This is a genomic window from Microbacterium sp. SLBN-154 (assembly GCF_006715565.1).
Taxonomy (GTDB): Bacteria; Actinomycetota; Actinomycetes; order Actinomycetales; family Microbacteriaceae; genus Microbacterium.
In genome coordinates, this window is record NZ_VFNL01000001.1 from 1,474,668 (window position 1) to 1,494,407 (window position 19,740).

Annotated in this window: 18 protein-coding genes; 11 read left to right on the forward strand and 7 right to left on the reverse strand. The window is 71.1% G+C overall.

All coding sequences use genetic code 11. The annotated features are described in order from the left end of the window. The first annotated feature begins 83 nt into the window (after positions 1 to 83). A complete protein-coding gene (locus FBY40_RS07205) occupies positions 84 to 1,205 on the forward strand; it encodes an alpha/beta hydrolase (RefSeq protein ID WP_200829945.1) in 1,122 nt (373 codons plus the stop codon). Positions 1,206 to 1,918: 713 nt separating this feature from the next. On the opposite strand, the gene FBY40_RS07210 is transcribed toward FBY40_RS07205, so the two are convergent. Both FBY40_RS07210 and FBY40_RS07215 read right to left on the reverse strand, forming a co-directional pair. Beyond that, positions 1,919 to 3,688 (reverse strand): ATP-binding protein, encoded by a 1,770-nt coding sequence (locus tag FBY40_RS07210; RefSeq protein ID WP_141937578.1) that lies wholly within the window; start codon positions 3,686 to 3,688, stop codon positions 1,919 to 1,921. A 93-nt stretch (positions 3,689 to 3,781) separates the two neighbouring features. Then, positions 3,782 to 4,432, reverse strand: coding sequence for a Maf family protein (locus tag FBY40_RS07215; RefSeq protein WP_141937580.1), 651 nt, complete (start codon positions 4,430 to 4,432; stop codon positions 3,782 to 3,784). Positions 4,433 to 4,483: 51 nt separating this feature from the next. Between FBY40_RS07215 and FBY40_RS07220 the strand changes: the two genes are divergently transcribed. The 4 genes from FBY40_RS07220 to FBY40_RS07235 are packed head-to-tail and all read left to right on the forward strand — an operon-like array spanning position 4,484 to position 8,767. Further along, complete coding sequence (locus FBY40_RS07220) at positions 4,484 to 5,791, forward strand: class I SAM-dependent RNA methyltransferase (RefSeq protein WP_141937582.1); 1,308 nt, start codon at positions 4,484 to 4,486, stop codon at positions 5,789 to 5,791. Positions 5,792 to 5,800: 9 nt separating this feature from the next. Then, positions 5,801 to 6,481, forward strand: a complete 681-nt coding sequence (locus FBY40_RS07225; protein WP_141937584.1) for a response regulator transcription factor — start codon at positions 5,801 to 5,803, stop codon at positions 6,479 to 6,481. Beyond that, positions 6,465 to 7,718 carry a sensor histidine kinase gene (locus FBY40_RS07230; protein WP_141937586.1) on the forward strand — a complete coding sequence of 418 codons (1,254 nt, stop codon included), beginning with the start codon at positions 6,465 to 6,467 and terminating at the stop codon, positions 7,716 to 7,718. Before FBY40_RS07225 ends, FBY40_RS07230 begins: the two co-directional genes overlap by 17 nt. Beyond that, on the forward strand, positions 7,715 to 8,767 hold the full coding sequence (locus tag FBY40_RS07235; protein WP_141937588.1) for a hypothetical protein: 1,053 nt from the start codon (positions 7,715 to 7,717) through the stop codon (positions 8,765 to 8,767). Before FBY40_RS07230 ends, FBY40_RS07235 begins: the two co-directional genes overlap by 4 nt. A gap of 261 nt (positions 8,768 to 9,028) precedes the next feature. Here FBY40_RS07235 and FBY40_RS07240 read toward each other — a convergent pair whose 3' ends face one another. The 4 genes from FBY40_RS07240 to FBY40_RS17310 form a co-directional block, all read right to left on the reverse strand. Next, positions 9,029 to 9,289, reverse strand: coding sequence for an acyl-CoA carboxylase subunit epsilon (locus FBY40_RS07240; protein ID WP_235014673.1), 261 nt, complete (start codon positions 9,287 to 9,289; stop codon positions 9,029 to 9,031). Continuing rightward, positions 9,286 to 10,884, reverse strand: coding sequence for an acyl-CoA carboxylase subunit beta (locus FBY40_RS07245; RefSeq protein ID WP_141937590.1), 1,599 nt, complete (start codon positions 10,882 to 10,884; stop codon positions 9,286 to 9,288). Before FBY40_RS07245 ends, FBY40_RS07240 begins: the two co-directional genes overlap by 4 nt. Before the next feature lie 212 nt (positions 10,885 to 11,096). Continuing rightward, positions 11,097 to 11,306: a DUF559 domain-containing protein gene (locus FBY40_RS17305; RefSeq protein ID WP_235014674.1), complete on the reverse strand. Its 210-nt coding sequence runs from the start codon at positions 11,304 to 11,306 to the stop codon at positions 11,097 to 11,099. A gap of 41 nt (positions 11,307 to 11,347) precedes the next feature. Next, a complete protein-coding gene (locus tag FBY40_RS17310) occupies positions 11,348 to 11,938 on the reverse strand; it encodes a hypothetical protein (RefSeq protein ID WP_160141373.1) in 591 nt (196 codons plus the stop codon). 314 nt (positions 11,939 to 12,252) lie between these two features. Between FBY40_RS17310 and FBY40_RS07255 the strand changes: the two genes are divergently transcribed. From FBY40_RS07255 to FBY40_RS07280, 6 genes are all read left to right on the forward strand, one after another. After that, entirely contained in the window at positions 12,253 to 13,050 is a 798-nt protein-coding gene (locus FBY40_RS07255) for a biotin--[acetyl-CoA-carboxylase] ligase (protein ID WP_141937594.1), read from the forward strand. Between the two features lie 75 nt (positions 13,051 to 13,125). Then, positions 13,126 to 13,710, forward strand: coding sequence for a PH domain-containing protein (locus tag FBY40_RS07260; protein ID WP_141937595.1), 585 nt, complete (start codon positions 13,126 to 13,128; stop codon positions 13,708 to 13,710). A gap of 151 nt (positions 13,711 to 13,861) precedes the next feature. Then, positions 13,862 to 14,995, forward strand: a complete 1,134-nt coding sequence (locus FBY40_RS07265; protein WP_141937597.1) for a 5-(carboxyamino)imidazole ribonucleotide synthase — start codon at positions 13,862 to 13,864, stop codon at positions 14,993 to 14,995. 224 nt (positions 14,996 to 15,219) lie between these two features. Then, positions 15,220 to 15,687, forward strand: coding sequence for a 5-(carboxyamino)imidazole ribonucleotide mutase (gene purE / locus FBY40_RS07270; RefSeq protein WP_141940077.1), 468 nt, complete (start codon positions 15,220 to 15,222; stop codon positions 15,685 to 15,687). Then, positions 15,684 to 17,135, forward strand: coding sequence for an LCP family protein (locus FBY40_RS07275; RefSeq protein ID WP_141937599.1), 1,452 nt, complete (start codon positions 15,684 to 15,686; stop codon positions 17,133 to 17,135). Before purE ends, FBY40_RS07275 begins: the two co-directional genes overlap by 4 nt. Further along, the gene (locus FBY40_RS07280) at positions 17,135 to 18,268 is read left to right on the forward strand and encodes a glycosyltransferase (protein ID WP_141937601.1); all 1,134 of its coding nucleotides are present in this window, start codon (positions 17,135 to 17,137) and stop codon (positions 18,266 to 18,268) included. Before FBY40_RS07275 ends, FBY40_RS07280 begins: the two co-directional genes overlap by 1 nt. A gap of 25 nt (positions 18,269 to 18,293) precedes the next feature. Here FBY40_RS07280 and FBY40_RS07285 read toward each other — a convergent pair whose 3' ends face one another. After that, positions 18,294 to 19,694 (reverse strand): hypothetical protein, encoded by a 1,401-nt coding sequence (locus FBY40_RS07285; RefSeq protein ID WP_141937603.1) that lies wholly within the window; start codon positions 19,692 to 19,694, stop codon positions 18,294 to 18,296. Positions 19,695 to 19,740: the final 46 nt, after the last annotated feature.

Consider the following 19,740-nt stretch of genomic DNA (forward strand, 5'->3'; position numbering starts at 1 on the left):
ACGGCGGGACGCGGTCCCGTCCGCCCGGTCGTCGAACGAGCGCAGCGAGACGAAACGCCCCCGCGCGCCTCTAGACTGCCCCCGTGCCGATCAATCCCGCGGCGCGCTCGGCGCCCGGCGCCGACGCCGCCCCCGCAGCATCCCGCCCGATCGATCCCGCGCTGCTGACGATCCCCGACGGCGCGGTGGATGTCACCGTCGTCCGCGAGATCGACGGACTCAGCTACATCGACCCGGATGACCCGGCCATGCCCTCCTACCGGGTGATCGCCAACAACCGCCAGCCGGTGGCGCTGCGCGACATGATGATCCTCCCGGTCCGAACGGGCTACATCGGTCAGGACCGGATCAAGCCCGATCCCGCGCTGGTGCCTCCGACCGGCGCCGAGGCGGTGCCCGACGTCGACGTCGACACCGTGTACCTGCCCGTCCGCGACGGGGTCGCCTCCGCCCTGGTCTACCGCCCCCAGGGTGTCGCCCCCGATGACGCGCTCGGCGTCATCCTGTATGTCCACGGCGGCGGGTTCACCGTCGGCTCGGCCGCCGACACCGACTACATCACGCGGCGGTTGGCGAAGGACAATGGGGTGATCGTGGTCTCGGCCAACTACCGGCTGGCGCCGGAGTACCCCTTCCCCACCCCGCTGGACGACGTCGCCGACCTCTACGCGTGGCTGCGCACGGATGCGCACCGGCTCGGCGGTGACCCGGCATGGGTGGCGGTGGCGGGCGACTCGGCGGGGTCGAACTTCGCTGCCGCGCTGCCCCTCCTCGCGCGCGAGCGCGGACTCGCCGTCCCCGACGCGGTGCTGATGTACGGCGCCTTCGTCGATTTCGCCCAGGAGCGGTGGCCCTCGTTCCAGGCGCAGGCGCCGCGGGGGATCGTCTACGACAGCGCGTTCTTCGGGTTCATCCGGGGGGCCTACCTGCCGACGACGCCCTGGACCGACCCCCTCGCGAGCCCCATCTACGGCGACCTCGCCGGTTACCCTCCCACCTTCCTCGCCACCGGGACCCACGACCCGATCGTGGATTCGGCCAAGGCGTTCGCCCAGGCGCTCGCCGCCGAAGGCGTCGCCGTCGACGGCTACTTCCCGGAGGGGATGCCGCACGGGTTCTACTTCTTCCCCGGCGTCCAGGTGCCCGAGGGCGACGTGGCGTTCGAGCGCACGGCCGCCTTCCTCGCCCGCCTTCGCGCGGGATAGCGCGGCGCCACCCGTCGAAAAGTGCGGTTCGGGATGCCGCAGTGCAGCGTTTTTCGACGGTTCGCGGAGCGGCGAACGCTGCCCATTCGACGGGGCGGAGCGGGCCCTTCGCGACCGGTCGAAAAGTGCGGTTCGGGATGCGGTCGTGCAGCGTTTTTCGACGGGTAGTGGCCCGGTCGCGACAGAAGCTGGCGGGTCGCGGCGCGGCCGCGACGCGGCTCGACGAACCCGGAATCCGTCCCTGCAAACTCGACGAGTGGAGCGCTTGTTTCGCGACCCGTCAATAAGTGCGGTTCGGGATGCCGCCGGGCAGCGTTTTTCGACGGGTCGCGGAGCGGCCGCGACACAGCTCGACGAACCCGGAATCGGTCGCTGCAAACTCGACGACGCGAAGCGCTTGTTTCGCGACCCGTCAATAAGTGCGGTTCGGGATGCCGTCGTGCAGCGTTTTTTGACGGGTCGTGGCCCGGGCGCGACAGAAGTCGACGGGTCGCGGAGCGGCCGCGACACAGCTCGACGAACCCGGAATCGGTCGCTGCAAACTCGACGACGCGAAGCGCTCGTTTCGCGACCCGTCAAAAAGCGCCGTTCGGGATGACGCCGGGCAGCGTTTTTTGACGGGTCGTGGCCCGGGCGCGACAGAAGTTGACGGGTCGCGGAGGGGCCGAGGCACGGCGCGGACGCGCGACGCGCGCGCGCCCCGCGCGAGCGGGCTACGCGATCGTCAGGAGCTGGTGACCGGCCGCGACGGTCGTGCCGGGATCGGCGTTGATGGCGCCGACGGTGCCGTCCTTATGGGCCTGGATGGGCTGCTCCATCTTCATGGCCTCGAGCACCACGACGAGGTCGCCCTTGACGACCTGCTGCCCCTCCGCCACGGCGACCTTCACGATCGTCGCCTGCATCGGCGCCTTCACCGCGTCGCCCGAAGCGCCCGCGACGGCCGAGGCGGTGTGAGAGCGCCGCGAGGGCGGCACGGCTGCCGGACGACCGGCCGTGTGCGAGGCGGTGGTGGCGACCCGGTCGGGGAGGCTGACCTCGAGACGCTTTCCGGCGACCTCGACAACGACGGTGTGGCGGCCCTCGCCGGCGGCGGGAGCGTCGAGCTCGCCGTCCCACGGCGGGATGTCATTGTCGAACTCGGTCTCGATCCACCTGGTGTACACGCCGAACACGCCGTCCTCGGCGGTGAAGGCGGGGTCGCGGACGACCTTGCGGTGGAACGGCAGGACGGTGGGGAGTCCCGCCACCTCGAACTCGTCCAGCGCCCGCCGCGCGCGCTCGAGCGCCTCCGCGCGGTCGCGGCCGGTGACGATGATCTTCGCAAGCAGCGAGTCGAACGCCCCCGACACGCTGTCACCGGCGGTGACACCGGAGTCCAGCCGCAGGCCGGGACCGCCGAATGTCTTGAAGACGTGGATGGGCCCCGGCTGGGGGAGGAAGCCGCGCCCCGGGTCTTCGCCGTTGATGCGGAACTCGATCGAGTGGCCCACCGGCGCCGGGTCGCCGTAGCCGAGCTCTTCGCCCTCGGCGAGACGGAACTGCTCGCGCACGAGGTCGAGCCCGGTCACCTCCTCGGAAACGGGGTGCTCCACCTGGAGCCGGGTGTTGACCTCGAGGAAGGAGATGGTGCCGTCGGCACCGATCAGGAACTCGCATGTTCCCGCGCCGAGATAGCCCACCTCACGGAGGATGGCCTTGGAGGCGTCGTAGAGGATACGGTTCTGCTCTTCGGTGAGGAACGGTGCCGGTGCCTCTTCGACGAGCTTCTGGTGGCGGCGCTGGAGCGAGCAGTCGCGTGTGGAGACGACCACGACGTTGCCCGCGCTGTCGGCGAGACACTGGGTCTCGACGTGCCGGGGCTTGTCGAGGTACTTCTCCACGAAGCACTCGCCGCGGCCGAAGGCCGCGATCGCCTCGCGGGTCGCCGACTCGAACATCTCCGGCACCTCGTCGAGGGTGCGCGCGACCTTCAGACCCCGCCCGCCCCCGCCGTAGGCGGCCTTGATCGCGATGGGAAGCCCGACCGCCTCGGCGAAGGCCACGACCTCGTCCGCGCCCGCGACCGGCCCCGGGGTGCCGGGAGCCAGGGGGGCGCCGACCTTCTCCGCGACGGCGCGCGCGGTGACCTTGTCGCCCAGCGCCTCGATCGCCTCGGGCGAGGGGCCGATCCACACCAGGCCCGCGGCGATGACGGCCCGGGCGAAGTCGGCGTTCTCGGCGAGGAAGCCGTAGCCGGGGTGCACCGCGTCGGCGCCGGAGCGGCGGGCGATCGAGAGGATCTTCTCGATCGACAGGTACGTCTCGGCGCTCGTGGAGCCCTCGAGGGCGTACGCCTCGTCGGCGAGACGGGCGTGGAGGGCGTCGCGATCCTGGTCGGCGTAGACGGCGACCGACGCCTTCCCGGCGTCGCGGGCGGCACGGATGACGCGGACGGCGATCTCGCCGCGGTTCGCGATGAGCACCTTGGCGATTCGAGGCATGGAGGCCAGCCTACCCACGCGGATGCTCGGTCATTTGACTGGTTCGTACAAGAACCGGGAAGAAACGTGGGCGTCCAACCACAACTCGCCGCGTCAGTCGGACGTCCCCCAGAGCGAGGTCCAGGCGACGCCGTGGCGCGTGATCAGGCGTCGAAGGGTCGACAGCGACATCCCGACCACGGTCGACGGGTCGCCCTCGACCCGCTCGATGAAGGGTCCGCCCAGGCTGTCGACGGTGAAGGCGCCCGCGACCTGCAGCGGTTCCCCGGTGGCCACGTACGCGTCGATCTCGTCGTCGGTGACGTCGGCGGAGAAGCTCACCGACGCCTCGGCGACGGCGTGCTCCTCGTGCGCAGGCGCACCGGGGGCGATCCGGAACACGCTGTGCCCCGAGTGCAGCACGCCGGTGCGGCCGCGCATCGCGCGCCAGCGCGCGATCGCCACGTCGGGTTCGTAGGGCTTCCCGAGGATCTCGCCGTCGAGCTCGAACATCGAGTCGCCGCCGATCACCACACCGTCGAAGGCCGGATCCTCCGCGACCACGCGAGCCGCGACATCCGCCGCCTTCCGCCGCGCGAGCAGCAGGACGTGCTCCTGCGGACTGAGGGTGCGCCCTTCACCCGCCTCGACGGCCGCGATGACCTCTTCCTCGTCGACGTCGGGGGCGAGGGTCTCGGGCTTGATCCCGGCGCTGCGCAGCAACATGAGACGGGCGGGCGACGTCGAGGCGAGGAGCACACGCATGACACCCACGCTAGCGAGGGAGCGGCGCCGGTCGGTCATTAGGGTTGAGGGATGGATGTCGGTGACCTGCTCGATCTCCGCATCGACGACGTCGCCCACGGTGGCGTCTTCGTCGCCCGCCACGGCGCGGGAGACGGGGAGCGGGGTCGGGTCGTCTTCGTGCCCGACACCCTGCCCGGCGAGACGGTCCGTGCGCGGCTCGTCGACACCTCGAAGAAGGCGTTCTGGCGGGCCGAGGTCGTCGAGGTCACCGAGGCCTCACCCGACCGACGCCCCCACATCTGGCCGCAGGCCGACCTGACCACGCCCCCGGCCAACCGCCCTGGCGGCGCCGACTTCGGCCACATCGCCCTCGACGCGCAGCGTGCGCTGAAGAAGCGGGTGGTCCACGACGCGCTCCGCCGGATCGGAGGCGCGGAGCGAGAGGTCACGATGGCGCCGGCGGGCACCGCGGGTGGCGGAACGGAGACCCCGGATGCCACGCGCTGGCGCACCCGCGTCAGCCTCCACGTCGACGCCCGCGGCGCCGTGGGGCCCTACGCGGTGCGCAGTCACCGGGTGGTGGAGGTCACCGAGCTGCCGCTGGCGACGGCCGGGATCGAAGAGGCGGCGTCGTCGCTCGGACGCCTGCGACCGGGGCGGGTGGACCTCGTCCACCCCGCCGACGGGCGGGTGCGCGTCATCCCCCGCCCGGAGCGCACGCGCCGCAGCCCGGCCGGCCACGCCGATCCGGCCGCCCACGAGGTGATCACCGAACACGTGGGCGGGCACGCGTTCCGCGTCGACGCCGGCGGCTTCTGGCAGGTTCATCGCCTGGCCGCCGAGACCCTCACCGATGTCGTCACGGGCGCACTGCGCCGGTCGGGCGCCTTCGATCCCGACGCCCTGCACCTCGACCTCTACGGGGGTGTCGGTCTCTTCGCGGCGGCTCTGGGTGACCTCGGCGGCCCGCGCGTCCGGGCGATCAGCGTCGAGTCCGACCCCCGCGCCACCGGGCACGCCGCGCAGAACCTCGCCGCGTGGCCGGCCATGAGCGCCGAGACCGGTCGCGTCGACCGCTGGCTTCCCCGCTTCGCCGACGGGCTCGCGCGCGCCGACGCCGCGGCGCTGGCCCGCGGCACGATCCTCCTCGACCCGCCGCGCGCCGGCGCCGGGCGCGAGGTCGTCGACGCGGTCGCCGCGCTGACGCCCACCGCCGTGGTCTACGTCGCCTGCGACCCGGTCGCGCTCGCGCGCGACCTCCGCACCTTCCGCGACCACGGCTACGACACCGCCCTCATCGAGGCGATCGACCTGTTCCCCCACTCCCACCACGTCGAAGCGGTGGCGGTGCTCACCGGCGACGGGCGGCGTGGATAGAGTGCTGACATGACCCGCGTGGCCCTCATCGACGATCACGAGTCGGTGCGCCTCGGGCTGGAGGCCGCCTGCGCCCGCGTTGGCGCTCAGACCGTGGTGTTCTCGGGCAGTTCGGTCGCCGCATATCTCGACTGGCGGGCCTTCAGCGCCTCCGCGCCCGCCGATGTCGTGGTGCTCGACCTCACGCTCGGTGACGGGACCACGGTTTCCGAGAACGTGCGCCGGCTCGTCCGCGACGGATCGAGCGTCATCATCCACAGCGTCGCCGATCGGCCCGAGGCCGTGCGCGAAGCGCTGCTGGCGGGAGCAGCGGGGATCGTCAGCAAGTCGTCTCGTATCGACGACGTCACCGCCGCGATCGACACGGTGTCTCGCGGCGAGCCGCTGAACAACGTCGAGTGGGCGAGCGCCATCGAAGGCGATCGCGCCTTCGCCGACGCGCAGCTGTCCGCGCGCGAGCGCGATGTTCTGCGCCTGTACGCGGCGGGCCTGCCGTTGCGTGCGGTCGCGGAACGGCTGGGAGTGGCCTACTCCACGGCCAAGGAGAACATCACGCGTGTTCGAGTGAAGTACGTCGAGGTCGGGCGGCCGGCGCCCACCAAGCTCGACCTCATGCGCCGCGCGATCGAGGACGGCATCCTGACCCCACCGGCCGCGGACGGATCGGTCGGCCATGAGCGTCGGCGCTGAAGCGCAGCGCGCGGCGCCCCCCGAGGCCGTCGGGCGCATTCCGCAGGGACCGGAGAGCGCGGCATCCCTCGGCTCCTTCACGCGGCGCCGGGTCGAGCGCGTCCTCACCATCGCGATCGCGATCGGATGCCTCATCCTCGGCGCTCAGGCTTTCGTCACCGCTCTCGGGCCGAGTGACGAGGCTCCCGGGTGGCACGTGCCGCTGATGGTCCTCACCTTCGGGCCGCTGGCGGCCATGCTCATCGCCTGCGCGGTGGGGCGCGCCGTGCGGGTCTTCGCCGCACTGTTCTGCGTCTGCTACGTCGTCGCGCTGGCCCTCTGGCCGGCAGCCACCGTCGGTCAGCCGTCGGACCCCGCCACGCAGCCCTGGATCTGGTACCTCGTGAACGTCGCCACGGTCGCCTCGGTGGTGGTCGTGCCCTTCATGTGGCAGGTGGCGTGGACGCTGATGGTGCCGATGTTCTTCGGCTCAGTGCGGATCCTCCAGACCGATGCGGCGCCGCAGCTGTGGATCCCGCTGGTGCTGGATGTCTCGTTCGCCCTCATCCTCGGGATGATGCTCATCACCCTCGGCCGGGTGTTCCGGCGGATCGCGGCCGACGTCGACGACGCCCGCACGAAGGCCGTCGCCAGCTACGCCAGGGCCGCCGCGGCCAACGCTGCGGAGGAGGAGAGGGTCGCAGTGGCCGCCCTCATGCACGACAGCGTGCTGGCCGCGCTCATCGCCAGCGAGCGCGCCGACACCGAGCGCGAGCGCACCCTCGCTGTGGCGATGGCCCGTGAGGCGCTGACCCGCTTCGCCAACACCGAGCAGGGTGTGGAGGAAGGAAGCGACGAGCCCACCGACGCCCACGCGCTCGCCGACGCCGTCGAACGCGCCGCCGCGAACCTGGGAGCCGACCCTGCGCGCAGTCGCGACATCGAACCCGACACGCCGCCGTTGCCGGGCCGCGTCGCGCGCGCTCTCACCCTCGCCGCGACCCAGGCCGTTGCCAACGCCGTCGAGCACGCGCACGGTGAGGGGCTCGCCGTCCATGTGTCAGGGCGGGCCGACCGGATCGCCGTCGTCGTCTCGGACACCGGCCACGGTTTCGACCTGCACGCGATCCCCGACGACAGGCTGGGGATCCGAGCGTCCATCGTCGCCCGCGTCGCGGCCGTCGGCGGCATCGCCGCCGTCGAGCCGACGCCGCAGGGGACCACGGTGACCCTGGAATGGCGGCCGGTGACCGCATGATCAGTGTCCGCGGCATCCTTCTCGGCCTCGCCTTCGCCTTCACCGCCTACCTCGCGGCGCGGGGACTGTGGTGGACGGAGGACGTCCAGAACCCTTCGCTGGTGATCGCCGCGCTGCTGCTGTACCTGCCCACGACCTGGCTCTGCATCTTCTGGGAGCCCCGGCTCACCACCGACGACCCCGTCGACTCGTCCGTGACCGCCGGCGTGCGTGGACCGACGCGCCTGCCGGTGTGGATCTCGCTGCTCGCCATCGCGAACGCCGTCGTCGTGCCCGCCGCCATCTCGATGGGGGTCGCCGCCGACATCCGCACCGAGCCTTTCGCCACGTGGTATCTCGGTGGCATCGGGGCGCTGATGACGATCGTGATGGCGCGACGGCGACCTCTCTTCGCCTGGATCGGCACCGCCATCCTCGCGGCGCTGTCGGCATGGTGGATGGGCGGACTGAATGCCCTCGCACTGGGGCTCGTCGGGTCGGTGGTGTGGGTCGTCGTCGCTCAGCTGCTCATCCGCGGGCTCGATCGTGCGGCCCGTGACACCGCGCAGCTCGCCGAACTGCAGCGGGTGTCGTCGGCCTGGCAGGCCTCTCAGCTCACCCGCCAGCGGGAGCGCCGCATCCAGGTGCAGCGCGCCCTCGCGATCGCCGGTCCGCTCCTGACCCGCACCGTGTCGACCGGCGGCCGGCTCACACCCGAGGAGCGTCTGCAGGCACGCCTTGCCGAAGGCCGGCTCCGCGACGACATGCGGGGGCCGCGTCTGCTGGACGACGACGTGCGCACCGAGGTCGAACGCCTGCGGCGCCGGGGCGCTTCGGTGACGATGCTCGACGAGGGCGGCCTCGACGGCATCGACGAACGTTCGCTCGCGGTGATCCGCGCAGAACTGGCAGAGACGCTGCGCTCGGCCACGTCCGACCGGCTCTACATCCGCACGTCACCGCACACGCGCGTGGCGGTCACCGTGGTGGGGCGCTCGGGCTCGGAGAACGGCCTGTCCGACGAGGATGCCGTCGACCTCTGGCGTGAGATCGACCACCCCGGTCGGTGACCTCTCGGTTCGCCGCGCGCGGGTCTTCCTCCTGCCTCACCTGGGGCGGGAGAGGAGGCGAGGGGCGGCGAAGCCGCCCGCCCCTCGCCTGAGCGAACGGTTACCCGAAAACCGTTCGCGCAGCCAAACCGCTTGGACCGTCGAAGAGACGACGGGCGGTCGGGCCGAACGCAGAGCGTTCCAGCTCCTCCAGTATGCAAGCTCTGAAACGGTCTGTCTGTAGGTAGTTTGGGGGACAAATCGTCGATTTCGACGGTTTTTTCAGCCCGCGTACCGACCCCATCCGACGTCGCGGCGAAGGGGCTGGCGCAGCCCCCGCTGCGAGAGCGACCAGGCGCTCCGGGCGGGGCGGTCATCGGCGACGGCCTCGGCCGATTCGGCGGCGTACTCCTCGCTGACCACGGCGATGAGGGCGGCGAGTTCCTCCTCGGTCGGCGCACCGCGACGCACGTCGATCGCGACGGGCGGCAGGGCCTCACCGGACTCGCCCGCTCCGCCGCGGGGATCGCTCGCCGTGCTCACAGCGGGATGTTCCCGTGCTTCTTCGGGGGCAGGCTCGCCCGCTTCCCGCGGAGGGAGCGCAGCGCCTTTGCGACCGCGACCCGGGTCTGAGCCGGCTCGATGATCCCGTCGAGTTCACCGCGCTCGGCGGCGAGGAAAGGAGACGCGACGTTGTAGGTGTATTCGTTGGCGAGGCGGGTGCGGACCGCCGCGACATCCTCTCCCGCTTCCTCAGCGCGCTTGATCTCGCCGCGGTAGAGGATGTTCACCGCCCCCTGGCCGCCCATCACCGCGATCTCGGCGGTCGGCCAGGCGAGGTTGACGTCGGCGCCGAGCTGCTTGGAGCCCATCACAATGTAGGCGCCGCCGTAGGCCTTGCGCAGGATGACCGTGACCAGGGGGACCGTGGCCTCGGCGTAGGCGTACAGCAGCTTCGCACCGCGGCGGATGACGCCGGTCCACTCCTGATCGGTGCCGGGGAGGTACCCGGGCACGTCGACGAGGGTGAGGATCGGTACGGAGAACGCGTCGCAGAAGCGGACGAACCGGCTCGCCTTCTCGCCCGCGTCGATGTTGAGGGTCCCCGCCATCTGCGAGGGCTGATTGGCGATCACGCCCACCGTGCGCCCCTCGACCCGGCCGAAGCCGATCACGATGTTCGGGGCGAAGAGGGGTTGCACCTCGAGGAAGTCGCCGTCGTCGACCAGGTGGCCGATGACGCCGTGGATGTCGTAGGGCTGGTTCGCCGAGTCGGGGATGACGGCGTTGAGGCTCCGATCGGCGTCGGTCGTCTCGAACTCGAACGCCGTCTCGTAGACCGGCAGCTCCGACATGTTGTTGTCGGGGAGGAACCCCAGGAGCGTGCGGGCGTAGTCGATTGCGTCGTCCTCGTCCTCGGCGAGATAGTGCGCCACGCCGGACCGGGTGTTGTGGGTGTGCGCGCCGCCGAGCTCCTCCATCCCCACGTCTTCGCCGGTGACGGTCTTGATCACGTCGGGCCCGGTGACGAACATCTGGCTGGTCTTGTCGACCATGATGACGAAGTCGGTCAGGGCAGGGGAGTACACCGCGCCGCCGGCGGCGGGTCCCATGATGAGGGAGATCTGGGGGATGACGCCCGAGGCGGCGGTGTTCAGGCGGAAGATCTCGCCGTACTTGCCCAGGGCCACCACGCCCTCCTGGATGCGGGCGCCGCCGGAGTCGAGGATCCCGATGATCGGGATGCCGCCGCGGAGGGCGAACTCCATGATCTTGATGATCTTGTCACCGGCGACCTCGCCGAGCGAACCGCCGAAGGTGGAGAAGTCCTGCGCGTAGACCGCGACCGTCCGGCCGTGGATCGTGCCGGTTCCCGTGACGACCGAGTCGCCGTAGGGGCGGGACCGGTCCATGCCGAATGCGGTGGTGCGGTGGCGGACGTACTCGTCGAACTCGACGAACGAGCCGGTGTCGACCAGCAGCTCGATCCGTTCGCGGGCGGTGAGCTTGTGCTTGGCGTGTTGCTTCTGCTGCGCCGTCGCCTCGGCGTCGAGAACGGCCTCCTGATAGCGCGCCCGAAGGTCTGCGATCTTGCCGGCGGTCGTGTAGAGGTCGGGCTGATCGGTCACGGGTTCCACCCTATCGGCGGGCGCTCGCGAGCCCTTGGAGGGTTCGCACAAGCGGTTCGGGGTTCCGCTGTGCCCGGCGCACGCCTGCGCACCTGCGCACCTGCGCACCTGCGCACCGCGCTGCGCCCGCTCGCATCCGTCCGTCCCCTTCGCCGCGCGCGTACGATCGGCCCGCGCGAGTACCTTCCGGACGTTTCTGTACTCCGCCCGACCGATCGTCCTCACGCCAGCGCCCCGCGGGGCGCGAGGTGAAGGCCCTGAGCGAGTGCCCGCAGCACCTCGGCCTGGACCCGCGGCCAATGGTGCACGACATCGACGTAGTCGAAGCGGAAGACCGTGTACCCGAGGGAGCGCAGCAGCCGGTCGTGGCGAATGTCCTTTCGTCGCTGCGCCGCATCGGAGTGGTGCGCGAAGCCATCGATCTGGATCACCAGGCGATCCCCGATGAGACCGTCCACGGGTTGGCCGCCGATCACCACCTGCTGCAGACGCTCACGCCCACCCGGCGCATCCCCGCCACGAACCGCGTCTCGAGGCCCGAATCCGAGAGGGCACCCGCGGTGTCGGCCAACTGGCGCGCAACCGTGGTCCGCCAGGCGACCGCGCGGAGATGCGCGGAGGTGATGACGCCGCGCTGGAGGGCCGATTCCCACACGACGAGGGCGTCGGCGAAGGGAAGGCAGGCCGCCACCGCGGCCAGCACGTTTTCGATCGCGTCGACGAGTTCGCGCGCCGGTGCGAGAGCGACCGGCTGCGCACGGTGAAGGCGCACCACAGAGGACCCGCTGCTCGAATGAGGCGGGAGGCGGACGTGCGGGCGGGTCGTGCCCTCGGAGCGCCACAGGCCGAACGCATCCGTGGCGCTCACACAGGTCACGACGCCGCCGAGGGTCGCAGCATGGCGCAGGCGCAGATCGAGATCGGGAGCCGCCACCCAGGTGCGTCGCAGCAGTTCGAGGCCCTGCTCGGCCATCGCTCGGCGGAGGGCGTCCGGGCGCCATCCGTTCTCGAGAAGGGTGGCGCGGTGCAGGTATCCCTGAGCGGGAAGGATGATGCGTCGCATCCGGTCAGCATCGCGGCGGCGCGATGCGGGCGAGCGAGCCGCGCGGCAAACTGGGGATGACCCGGCGTCGGCGCCTCGTGTGCAGGAACGGATGCCGCGAGGGTGCCCTCTGCGCCTGCCTCGCGCGCGTACGATCGGCCCAGACGCGGACACCGCGCGGGGAAAAGTACTCCGCCCGGCCGATCGTCCTCGCGCAGAGAGGCCGCGGGGGTGAGCGGAGAGGAGCGAGGGTCGCGGGTCGCGAGGGTGAGACGCCGCGCCGCGCCGTGCGCAAGCCCCCCGCGTGCCGGACCGACCGCGCATAGGGTGAGGTCATGCCGATCCCCACCGACGGGTATCCCCGCGCCGCCGCCGTCAGCCCCCGCGTCCAGATCACCGAGTCCACCGACTCCACCAACGCCGACGTCCTCGTCGCCGCCGGCGCCGACCCGGCCGGCTGGCCGCACCTCTCGGTGCTCCTCACCACCGACCAGCGCGCGGGGCGCGGCCGCCTCGACCGCAGCTGGACCACCCCGCCCGGGACCGCCCTGGCGATGTCGGTCGTCGTCCGGGTGCCCGCACTCCCCGTCGCAGCGCGCGGGTGGATCCCGCTCGTCGCCGGCGCCGCGATGGCCCGCGCCGTCGGCGCCCAGCTGCGCGGCACGCCCCACTCGGCCACGCTCAAGTGGCCGAACGACGTCCTCATCGACGGCGGCAAGGTCTGCGGCATCCTCGCCGAGGTCGTCCCGGGCGATCCCGACACCGTCGTCGTCGGTGCCGGGGTGAACACGCGGATGACGCGGGCAGACCTCCCGGTCGACACCGCCGTCTCCTTCGCCGCCCTCGGCCTCACCTGCGACGACGACCGCCTCGTCGCCGACTTCCTCTCGGCGCTCGACGAGCAGCTCAGCGCGCTGGTCGCCGGGCGAGGGGATGCCGCGGCATCCGGCGTCTCCGGAGAGGTGAGCGCCCTGTGCTCGACCCTCGGTGCCGACGCCGCCGTGCAGCTGCCCGACGGCACCCGGCTCACCGGCCGTGCCGCGCGGCTGGACGCCGACGGACGGCTGGTCGTGGAGGACGCCACCGGCCTCGAGACCGCGGTCTCGGCCGGAGACGTCGTGCACGTGCGCTGATCCGATTCCGAGCGGGAGCAGCGCTCGCCGGGTGTGGTGCGCCCGAATGTCGGGCCCTGCCCCGACAATGGGTGCATGACGCACCCGACCAGCTTCGCCGGGCGTCCTGCCACTCCCGCACCGGGGGTGCCGACGCCCGAGCTGCGGATCGCCCGGGTGCGCTCGCATGCCAGAAGGCTCTTCTGGTCGGCGCTCATCCTCATCGCCGTCGCCGGCGCGGCCGGATTCTTCTGGGGCAACCTGCCGTCACCGTTCGAGAATTGGATGCTGCTGACCGCGGCGGCCGTCGTCGTGTTCCTCCTCGTGCTCCTGCCGTTCGTGGCCTGGTGGAGTCGCGTCTACACGATCACGACGCGAAGGGTCATCGAGCGTTCCGGCATCTTCGCCACACGTCGCCGCGATCTGTCGCATGTGCGGGGCTACACGATCCAGGTGCGTCGAGGCATTCTGCAGCGGATGTGGGGAGCGGGAACCCTCACCCTCTCCAACGGTGCCGACGAGCCGCTCCGGATGAAGAACATCCCCGGCGTCGTCCTCGTGCACGAGGTGCTCGTCGACCAGGTCGAGGTCAACCAGATCCTCGCGCATCGGGATGCGCAGTCCTCGGTGTCGGGGCCGTACCCGCCCGGACCGCCGCCACCTCTGCCGCAGCTCGGCTGAGGCGGTTCGCGCCTGTCGGAGGGACGGCGACGGGGCGGGAACGGTCGCCTGCGCCGGCCCCGCGTCTGCGTGAACTCGCCGACTGCGCGAAGATGGCCACGGCGCGAAAAGGCCACGGCGCGAAAGAAGCAGTCGAGCGGAAGGATGTCCCATGGCGTTGCGAGTCGGAGTCGTCGGGGGAGGGCAGCTGGCGCGGATGATGATCGCGCCGGCCGTCGAGCTGGGGGTCGAACTGCGGGTCCTGGCTGAGGACGACGGGATGGCCGCGGCGCTCGCCGCTACCGCGGTCGGCGACTACCGCGACGCCGACACCGTGCTGCGGTTCGCCCGCGACGTCGATGTCGTCACCTTCGACCACGAGCATGTGCCCCAGGACGTCCTCGGCGCCCTCGTCGATGCAGGTGTGGCCGTGCGCCCCGGGCCCCACGCGCTGCAGTTCGCCCAGGACAAGCTGCACATGCGCCGGCGCCTCGCCGAACTCGGCATGCCTCAGCCCGACTGGGCAGCCGTCAGCGATGCCGCCGGGGTCGGGGCCTTTCTCGCCGACCACGGCGGCCGTGCCGTGGTAAAGACTCCGCGGGGTGGATATGACGGCAAGGGCGTGCGCGTGGTGTCGTCTGAGCACGACGCCGACGACTGGTTCACAGCCCTCGCCGAAGACGGTCGCGGCGGCGAGCTCCTCATCGAAGAGCTTGTTCCCTTCACGCGCGAACTCGCCCAGCAGGTCGCTCGCCGCCCGTCGGGCGAGGTACGGGCGTACCCCCTCGTCGAGACGGTCCAGCGCGACGGCGTCTGCGCCGAGGTGCTGGCCCCCGCCCAGCGCACCGGTGAACGCGAGCAGCAGGTCACCAGCGAGGTCGCCGTCGGTATCGCAGAGGGGCTGGATGTGTCGGGGATGCTGGCGGTCGAACTCTTCGAGACCACCGACCGTGTGCTCGTGAACGAGCTCGCGATGCGCCCCCACAACAGCGGCCACTGGACACAGGACGGCGCGGTGACGAGCCAGTTCGAGCAGCACCTGCGCGCCGTGCTCGACCTCCCGCTCGGCGACCCCACTCCGAAGGCACCGTGGACCGTCATGATCAACATCCTCGGGGGTCCCGCCGAGGGCGGCCTCACCGAGCGATTCGGCGACGCGATGGCCCGCCACCCCGAGGCGAAGGTGCACACGTACGGCAAGGCGCCGCGACCCGGCCGCAAGGTGGGGCACGTCAACGTCTCGGGCGACGACCTCGACGACGTCGCCTACGCCGCGCGGGCGGCCGCGGCGGTGTTCCTGGACTGAGCAGCAACGGCGCTTGCGCGCCGACGGCGCCCTCAGGAACGGCGCGTGCGCGCCGACGGCACCCTGAGCACCGGCGCTGCGCGCCGTTGCGGGCTTCTTCCAGTTCGGCGCCCTAGCCTTATCGGGTGACTGGGTCTTTCGCGAGCGCTGAATCCGACGCGCGCACCGCTCCGCATCACGACTCCCCGCTGCACGCGGCCTCCGAGCCGCTGGTCGGCGTGGTCATGGGGTCCGACTCCGACTGGCGGGTCATGAGCGACGCCTCCCAGGTGCTCACCGACTTCGGCATCCCGCACGAGGTCGAGGTCGTCTCGGCCCACCGCACGCCCGACAAGCTCATGGCGTACGGGCGCGGGGCGCGGGCCCGCGGCATCCGTGTGATCATCGCCGGCGCCGGCGGCGCCGCGCACCTGCCGGGCATGCTCGCCTCGGTCACCGCTTTGCCCGTGGTCGGCGTGCCGGTTCAGCTGGCGACCCTCGACGGGCTCGACTCGCTGCTGAGCATCGTCCAGATGCCCGCCGGCATCCCCGTCGCGACCGTGTCCATCAACGGGGCCAAGAACGCCGGGCTCCTCGCCATCCGCATCATCGGGGCGGGCGACCCCCGTGTCGCCGAGCAGGTCGAGGCGTACGCCCGTGACCTCGAGGCGGCGGTGGAGGAGAAGAACCGCCGCTTGAAGGAGTCGCTGTGAGCGTGGCGACCCCGCCGCGGACGACCACGCGCGGATCATCCGGTGCGCGCGGCCGCGTGCTCGAGGAGCGCCCGCTGCGCTTCCCTGACGCCGGCTCGACCGCGATGATGACCACGCGCGGCTGGTGGCTGGTGGGACTCAACTTTCTGCTCCCGGGCTCGGCGCAGATCGTCGCCGGCAATCGCCGCCTCGGCCGGGTCGGCATCGCCGCGACCCTGGTGTCGTGGCTCCTGGCCGTCGGCGCCGTCCTCACCTCAGCCTTCGCGCAGACCCTTTTCCTCACCCTCGCGACCAACTGGTTCGTGCTGCTGCTCGTCCAGGGGATCCTCATCGCGTATGCCGCCCTGTGGATCGTGCTGACGATCGACACGCTGCGGCTGGTCCGGCTGGTCCGCACCGGACGAGCCGCCCGCTTCGGAATCGCCGCGTTCGCCGTCGCCCTGCTCGTCGTCGCCAGCGGCACCGTCGGCTACGCCGCGCAGGTCACCGGTACGGCGCGCGACACCCTCGGCGCGATCTTCGGTGTGAGTGGCCCTTCCGTTCCCCCGTCCGACGGGTACTACAACATCCTGCTCCTGGGTGCCGACAGCGGTGAGGGTCGCGATTCGATGCGGTTCGACAGCATCTCGGTCGTCTCGGTGAACGCCGACTCCGGTGCGACGACCATCACCGGCATCCCGCGCGACATGCCCCACTTCCCCTTCGCGCCGGGGCCCATGCAAGACCGCTATCCCGATGGCCACCAGGGATTCGCCGACCCCAGCTGCGGGTGGGGGAGCGGGATCAACCAGCTCCGCACCGAGGTCGAGGTCTGCCAGGACGGCAACGCCATTTACCCCGACGCCGTTGCGAACGGCTCGGCTCCCGGCATCGAGGCGACGAAGGATGCCGCCGAAGGCATACTCGGGATCGAGATCCCGTACTACGTCTTCATCGACATGCACGGGTTCGCCTCGCTCGTGGACGCCCTCGGCGGCGTCGAGATCGAGGTCGCCGAGCGTCTGCCCAAGGGAGGCGGGCCGGCCTACGAGGGCCAGCCCGCCGAAGAATGGGCGATCGGGTGGATCGAACCCGGTCTACAGCGCATGGACGGCGACACCGCCCAGTGGTACGCCCGGTCGCGGTACACCACGAGCGACTTCGACCGGATGCAGCGCCAGCGCATCCTGCAGCAGGCGATCCTCAACCAGTTCACGCCGCAGACGGTGCTGACCCGGTTCCAAGACATCGCCGCCGCCGGCGCCGACATCGTCGAGACCGACCTGCCGCAGTCGCTGCTGCCCTACCTCGCCGATCTGGCGCTGAAGGCGCAGGAGCAGCCGGTCACCACGATCGAGCTGATCCCCGAGTTCGGCATCGACGAGTACGACCCCGACTACGCCTACGTGCAAGAGCTCGTGCGCACCGCGCTGCATCCGCCCACCCCGACACCGACGCCGGAGGGCTGATGACCGCCACGCTCCGAGTCATGCTCGACCAGGTCGCGGTGCCGACCGACAACGACCTCGCCGAGGCATCCCGCGAACTCGCCCGCGCGCTCGTCGCCGGGGCTCCCTCGGGAACCGACGTCGAAGCGATCGTGCCGGCCCAGACGGATGCCACGGCGCTGCGTGCCGCCGTGCCCGGCCTTGCGGGGGTGCATCCTGCGGCGCTGCCGCGCCGCGAGCTGTCGGTGGCCGTGCAGCTGGGCGCGCCCACGGGCATCGGCGCGGGCATGATCCATTCACCGACGCTGCTCGCGCCGCTCGTGCGCCACGACCGGGTGCACAACCACGATCAGACGGTCGTCACCGTCTGGGACAGCCGGGCCTGGGATGCGCCGGGCGAGCTGCCTCGCGGTGCGCTGTCGTTCCAGCGGGCGATGATCAAGCGCGCCGCGAAGCACGCCGACGCCGTCGTCGTGCCGACCCATGCGCTCGCACGAAGGATCGCGGGAGTCGTGAACCTGGGGGAGCGGATCCGCGTCATTCCCGGCGCGGCGCCGCTCGGCTTCGCCGTGCCGAACGACGAGGTCGGCCGGCGGCGCGAACTCGACCTGCCCGAAGGATTCGTGCTGCTCGCCGGCTCGGCGTCACGGAGCTCGGACGGGCTCGCCGTCGGGCTGGCCGCGGTCGCACGATCGGGCGTGGACCTCCCTGTCGTGGTGATCGACGCGCCGGAGGGGGAGGAGCCAGCGATCGCCGATCTCGCCGAGGCGGCAGGGCTCCCCGAACGACGCCTTCACGTGCGCGGAGCGCTGGAGGCCTGGAACCGCGCCGCAGTCTTCGGTGCAGCGCTGGCGTTCCTCGCGCCGTCGCGGCGCGAGGCGTTTCCCTGGCGCGTCGTGGACGCGCTGACCCTCGGCGTGCCGGTGCTCGCCGCGGCATCCGATTCGCACACGGAGGTGGTCTCCGACGGCGGTCGGCTCGTCGACGAAGCGGACGACGCCGTTCTCGGCGACGCCCTCGGCGCCACCCTGGCGGAGACGCTCGGGTCGGTGTCGGCCGCCGAGCGGCTGGGCGTGCTCGCGGCAGACCGCGGACGGGCGTTCTCCTGGGCGGAAGCGGCCGACAAGGTGTGGCACCTGCACGCCGACCTCTGAGTGGCGCGCGGTGAGGTGGCCTGCGTTATCGGGTCCGCAGGCTCTCCTCGCGAACTTCCGCGCGAATCGTGTCAACGATGCGCTGTGAAGCGCCGGGCTCGCCGAACAGTCTCTCGACGTTGGCGCGCTGCGTCGGGGCGAGTGGATCGTCCCGTCCATTCAGCGCCTCAGCGGCCGCCCGTGCGCCAGCCACGTCGGACACGCGGTGCACGCCAGTCACGATCACCTCGCCGATGGCATTGAACGGGACGTGATCGGCGCGTTCAAAAAAAATCGTCGGCACGGTCAGCACTTGCGATTCTGTAATCATGCTGGGACCGTCGGTGACAAGAAGATCCGCCGCTGCCAGCAACGGGGCATACGGCTCGAGAGTGTAGGCAGTGTTCGGGAGTGCCTCCCACGCTTCGAGCCACGCTTCGAACTCGGCATCTGTGATTGGGCTGCCGGGCTGGCGGATAGTGCCCCGAAGTTGCGGGTGATGGGTGAACACAAAGTCCGTCGCGGACTCCTCGGCCGCCCACGCGAGCATTTCGTCCCGCATCTGGGGGAACATGCCGAAGTCGTTCCAGCCTTTAAGGATCGAGTGGTGCGCCGACCACAGAATCCGGCGGTGCCGTGTCCGCTCGTTGTGCAATGGCCACGACGGCACCGCCCCGCGAACAGCGTCCGCCTTGGGGTGCCCGACAGCGCGGAATTGGCGGCCACCAGTGAGTGTGTCGTGGCGCGCGATATCGAGGGCATCGTCGTTTGTGCAGAAGACCAGCCACGCTGCACGGTGCAGTCGTTGATCCACGGCGCTGTTGACAGGCGGATAGTCCCACGGAACGTTGTGCGTGGGATTCATCGTCTCGTAGGGAATGAGCGCGAGCCGCGTCCACGTGAGTTGGTCAGCTGAAAACGCAGGATCAACGTCGGCGTCCCATTGGCTCTGTCGGAACACGACGTCTGGGTCGAGCGCGAGGAGCATTTCTTCCGCCGACTCGTCGTCGCGCAGGCGAAGATGTGGGACGCGACGTTCGTCGAGGAACCGATGGACGCGTCCTTCGCTGCCCGGTGTCGACGCGCCAGCGTAATGGTGCGGGATGCTCACGACGACGGGATCGAAGTCGGAGGCGGTACGCATGGTGCCGATCACTTCGCCGATCGAATCCCATGCATCCACGTTGTGAACCAGAAAGACGACGCGAATGTGGTCGCGTTGCAGTGTGCCACGGCGCGCTGCTCGGCCGGCGAGGCGCTGCACCCGTTCGATCTCGCTGAGCAGACGCGCGAACTCCCCGCGGGCGCGTTCAGTCTCGTGGTGCAGAGCCTCCGTCGCGGCACGCAATTGGGCGACCTCTTCGCGGATAGCGACCACACCGTCGCTCATGTTACGGATGCGGGCGACGAAGTTTCGGGCCTTCGACGCAGGATTCCAAGAACTCATCCCCCGACATTATCGACCGCGGGGAGGGCACCGGCGATCGCGGCCC

What these genes read in the sequence shown, in the direction of transcription:
- FBY40_RS07210 (WP_141937578.1), bottom strand. Translation starts at nt 3,688, where the DNA reads ATGCCTCGAATCGCCAAGGTGCTCATCGCGAACCGCGGCGAGATCGCC.
- FBY40_RS07215 (WP_141937580.1), bottom strand. Translation starts at nt 4,432, where the DNA reads ATGCGTGTGCTCCTCGCCTCGACGTCGCCCGCCCGTCTCATGTTGCTG.
- FBY40_RS07220 (WP_141937582.1), top strand. Translation starts at nt 4,484, where the DNA reads ATGGATGTCGGTGACCTGCTCGATCTCCGCATCGACGACGTCGCCCAC.
- FBY40_RS07225 (WP_141937584.1), top strand. Translation starts at nt 5,801, where the DNA reads ATGACCCGCGTGGCCCTCATCGACGATCACGAGTCGGTGCGCCTCGGG.
- FBY40_RS07230 (WP_141937586.1), top strand. Translation starts at nt 6,465, where the DNA reads ATGAGCGTCGGCGCTGAAGCGCAGCGCGCGGCGCCCCCCGAGGCCGTC.
- FBY40_RS07235 (WP_141937588.1), top strand. Translation starts at nt 7,715, where the DNA reads ATGATCAGTGTCCGCGGCATCCTTCTCGGCCTCGCCTTCGCCTTCACC.
- FBY40_RS17310 (WP_160141373.1), bottom strand. Translation starts at nt 11,938, where the DNA reads ATGCGACGCATCATCCTTCCCGCTCAGGGATACCTGCACCGCGCCACC.
- FBY40_RS07255 (WP_141937594.1), top strand. Translation starts at nt 12,253, where the DNA reads ATGCCGATCCCCACCGACGGGTATCCCCGCGCCGCCGCCGTCAGCCCC.
- FBY40_RS07260 (WP_141937595.1), top strand. Translation starts at nt 13,126, where the DNA reads ATGACGCACCCGACCAGCTTCGCCGGGCGTCCTGCCACTCCCGCACCG.
- FBY40_RS07265 (WP_141937597.1), top strand. Translation starts at nt 13,862, where the DNA reads ATGGCGTTGCGAGTCGGAGTCGTCGGGGGAGGGCAGCTGGCGCGGATG.
- purE (WP_141940077.1), top strand. Translation starts at nt 15,220, where the DNA reads ATGGGGTCCGACTCCGACTGGCGGGTCATGAGCGACGCCTCCCAGGTG.
- FBY40_RS07280 (WP_141937601.1), top strand. Translation starts at nt 17,135, where the DNA reads ATGACCGCCACGCTCCGAGTCATGCTCGACCAGGTCGCGGTGCCGACC.
- FBY40_RS07285 (WP_141937603.1), bottom strand. Translation starts at nt 19,694, where the DNA reads ATGAGTTCTTGGAATCCTGCGTCGAAGGCCCGAAACTTCGTCGCCCGC.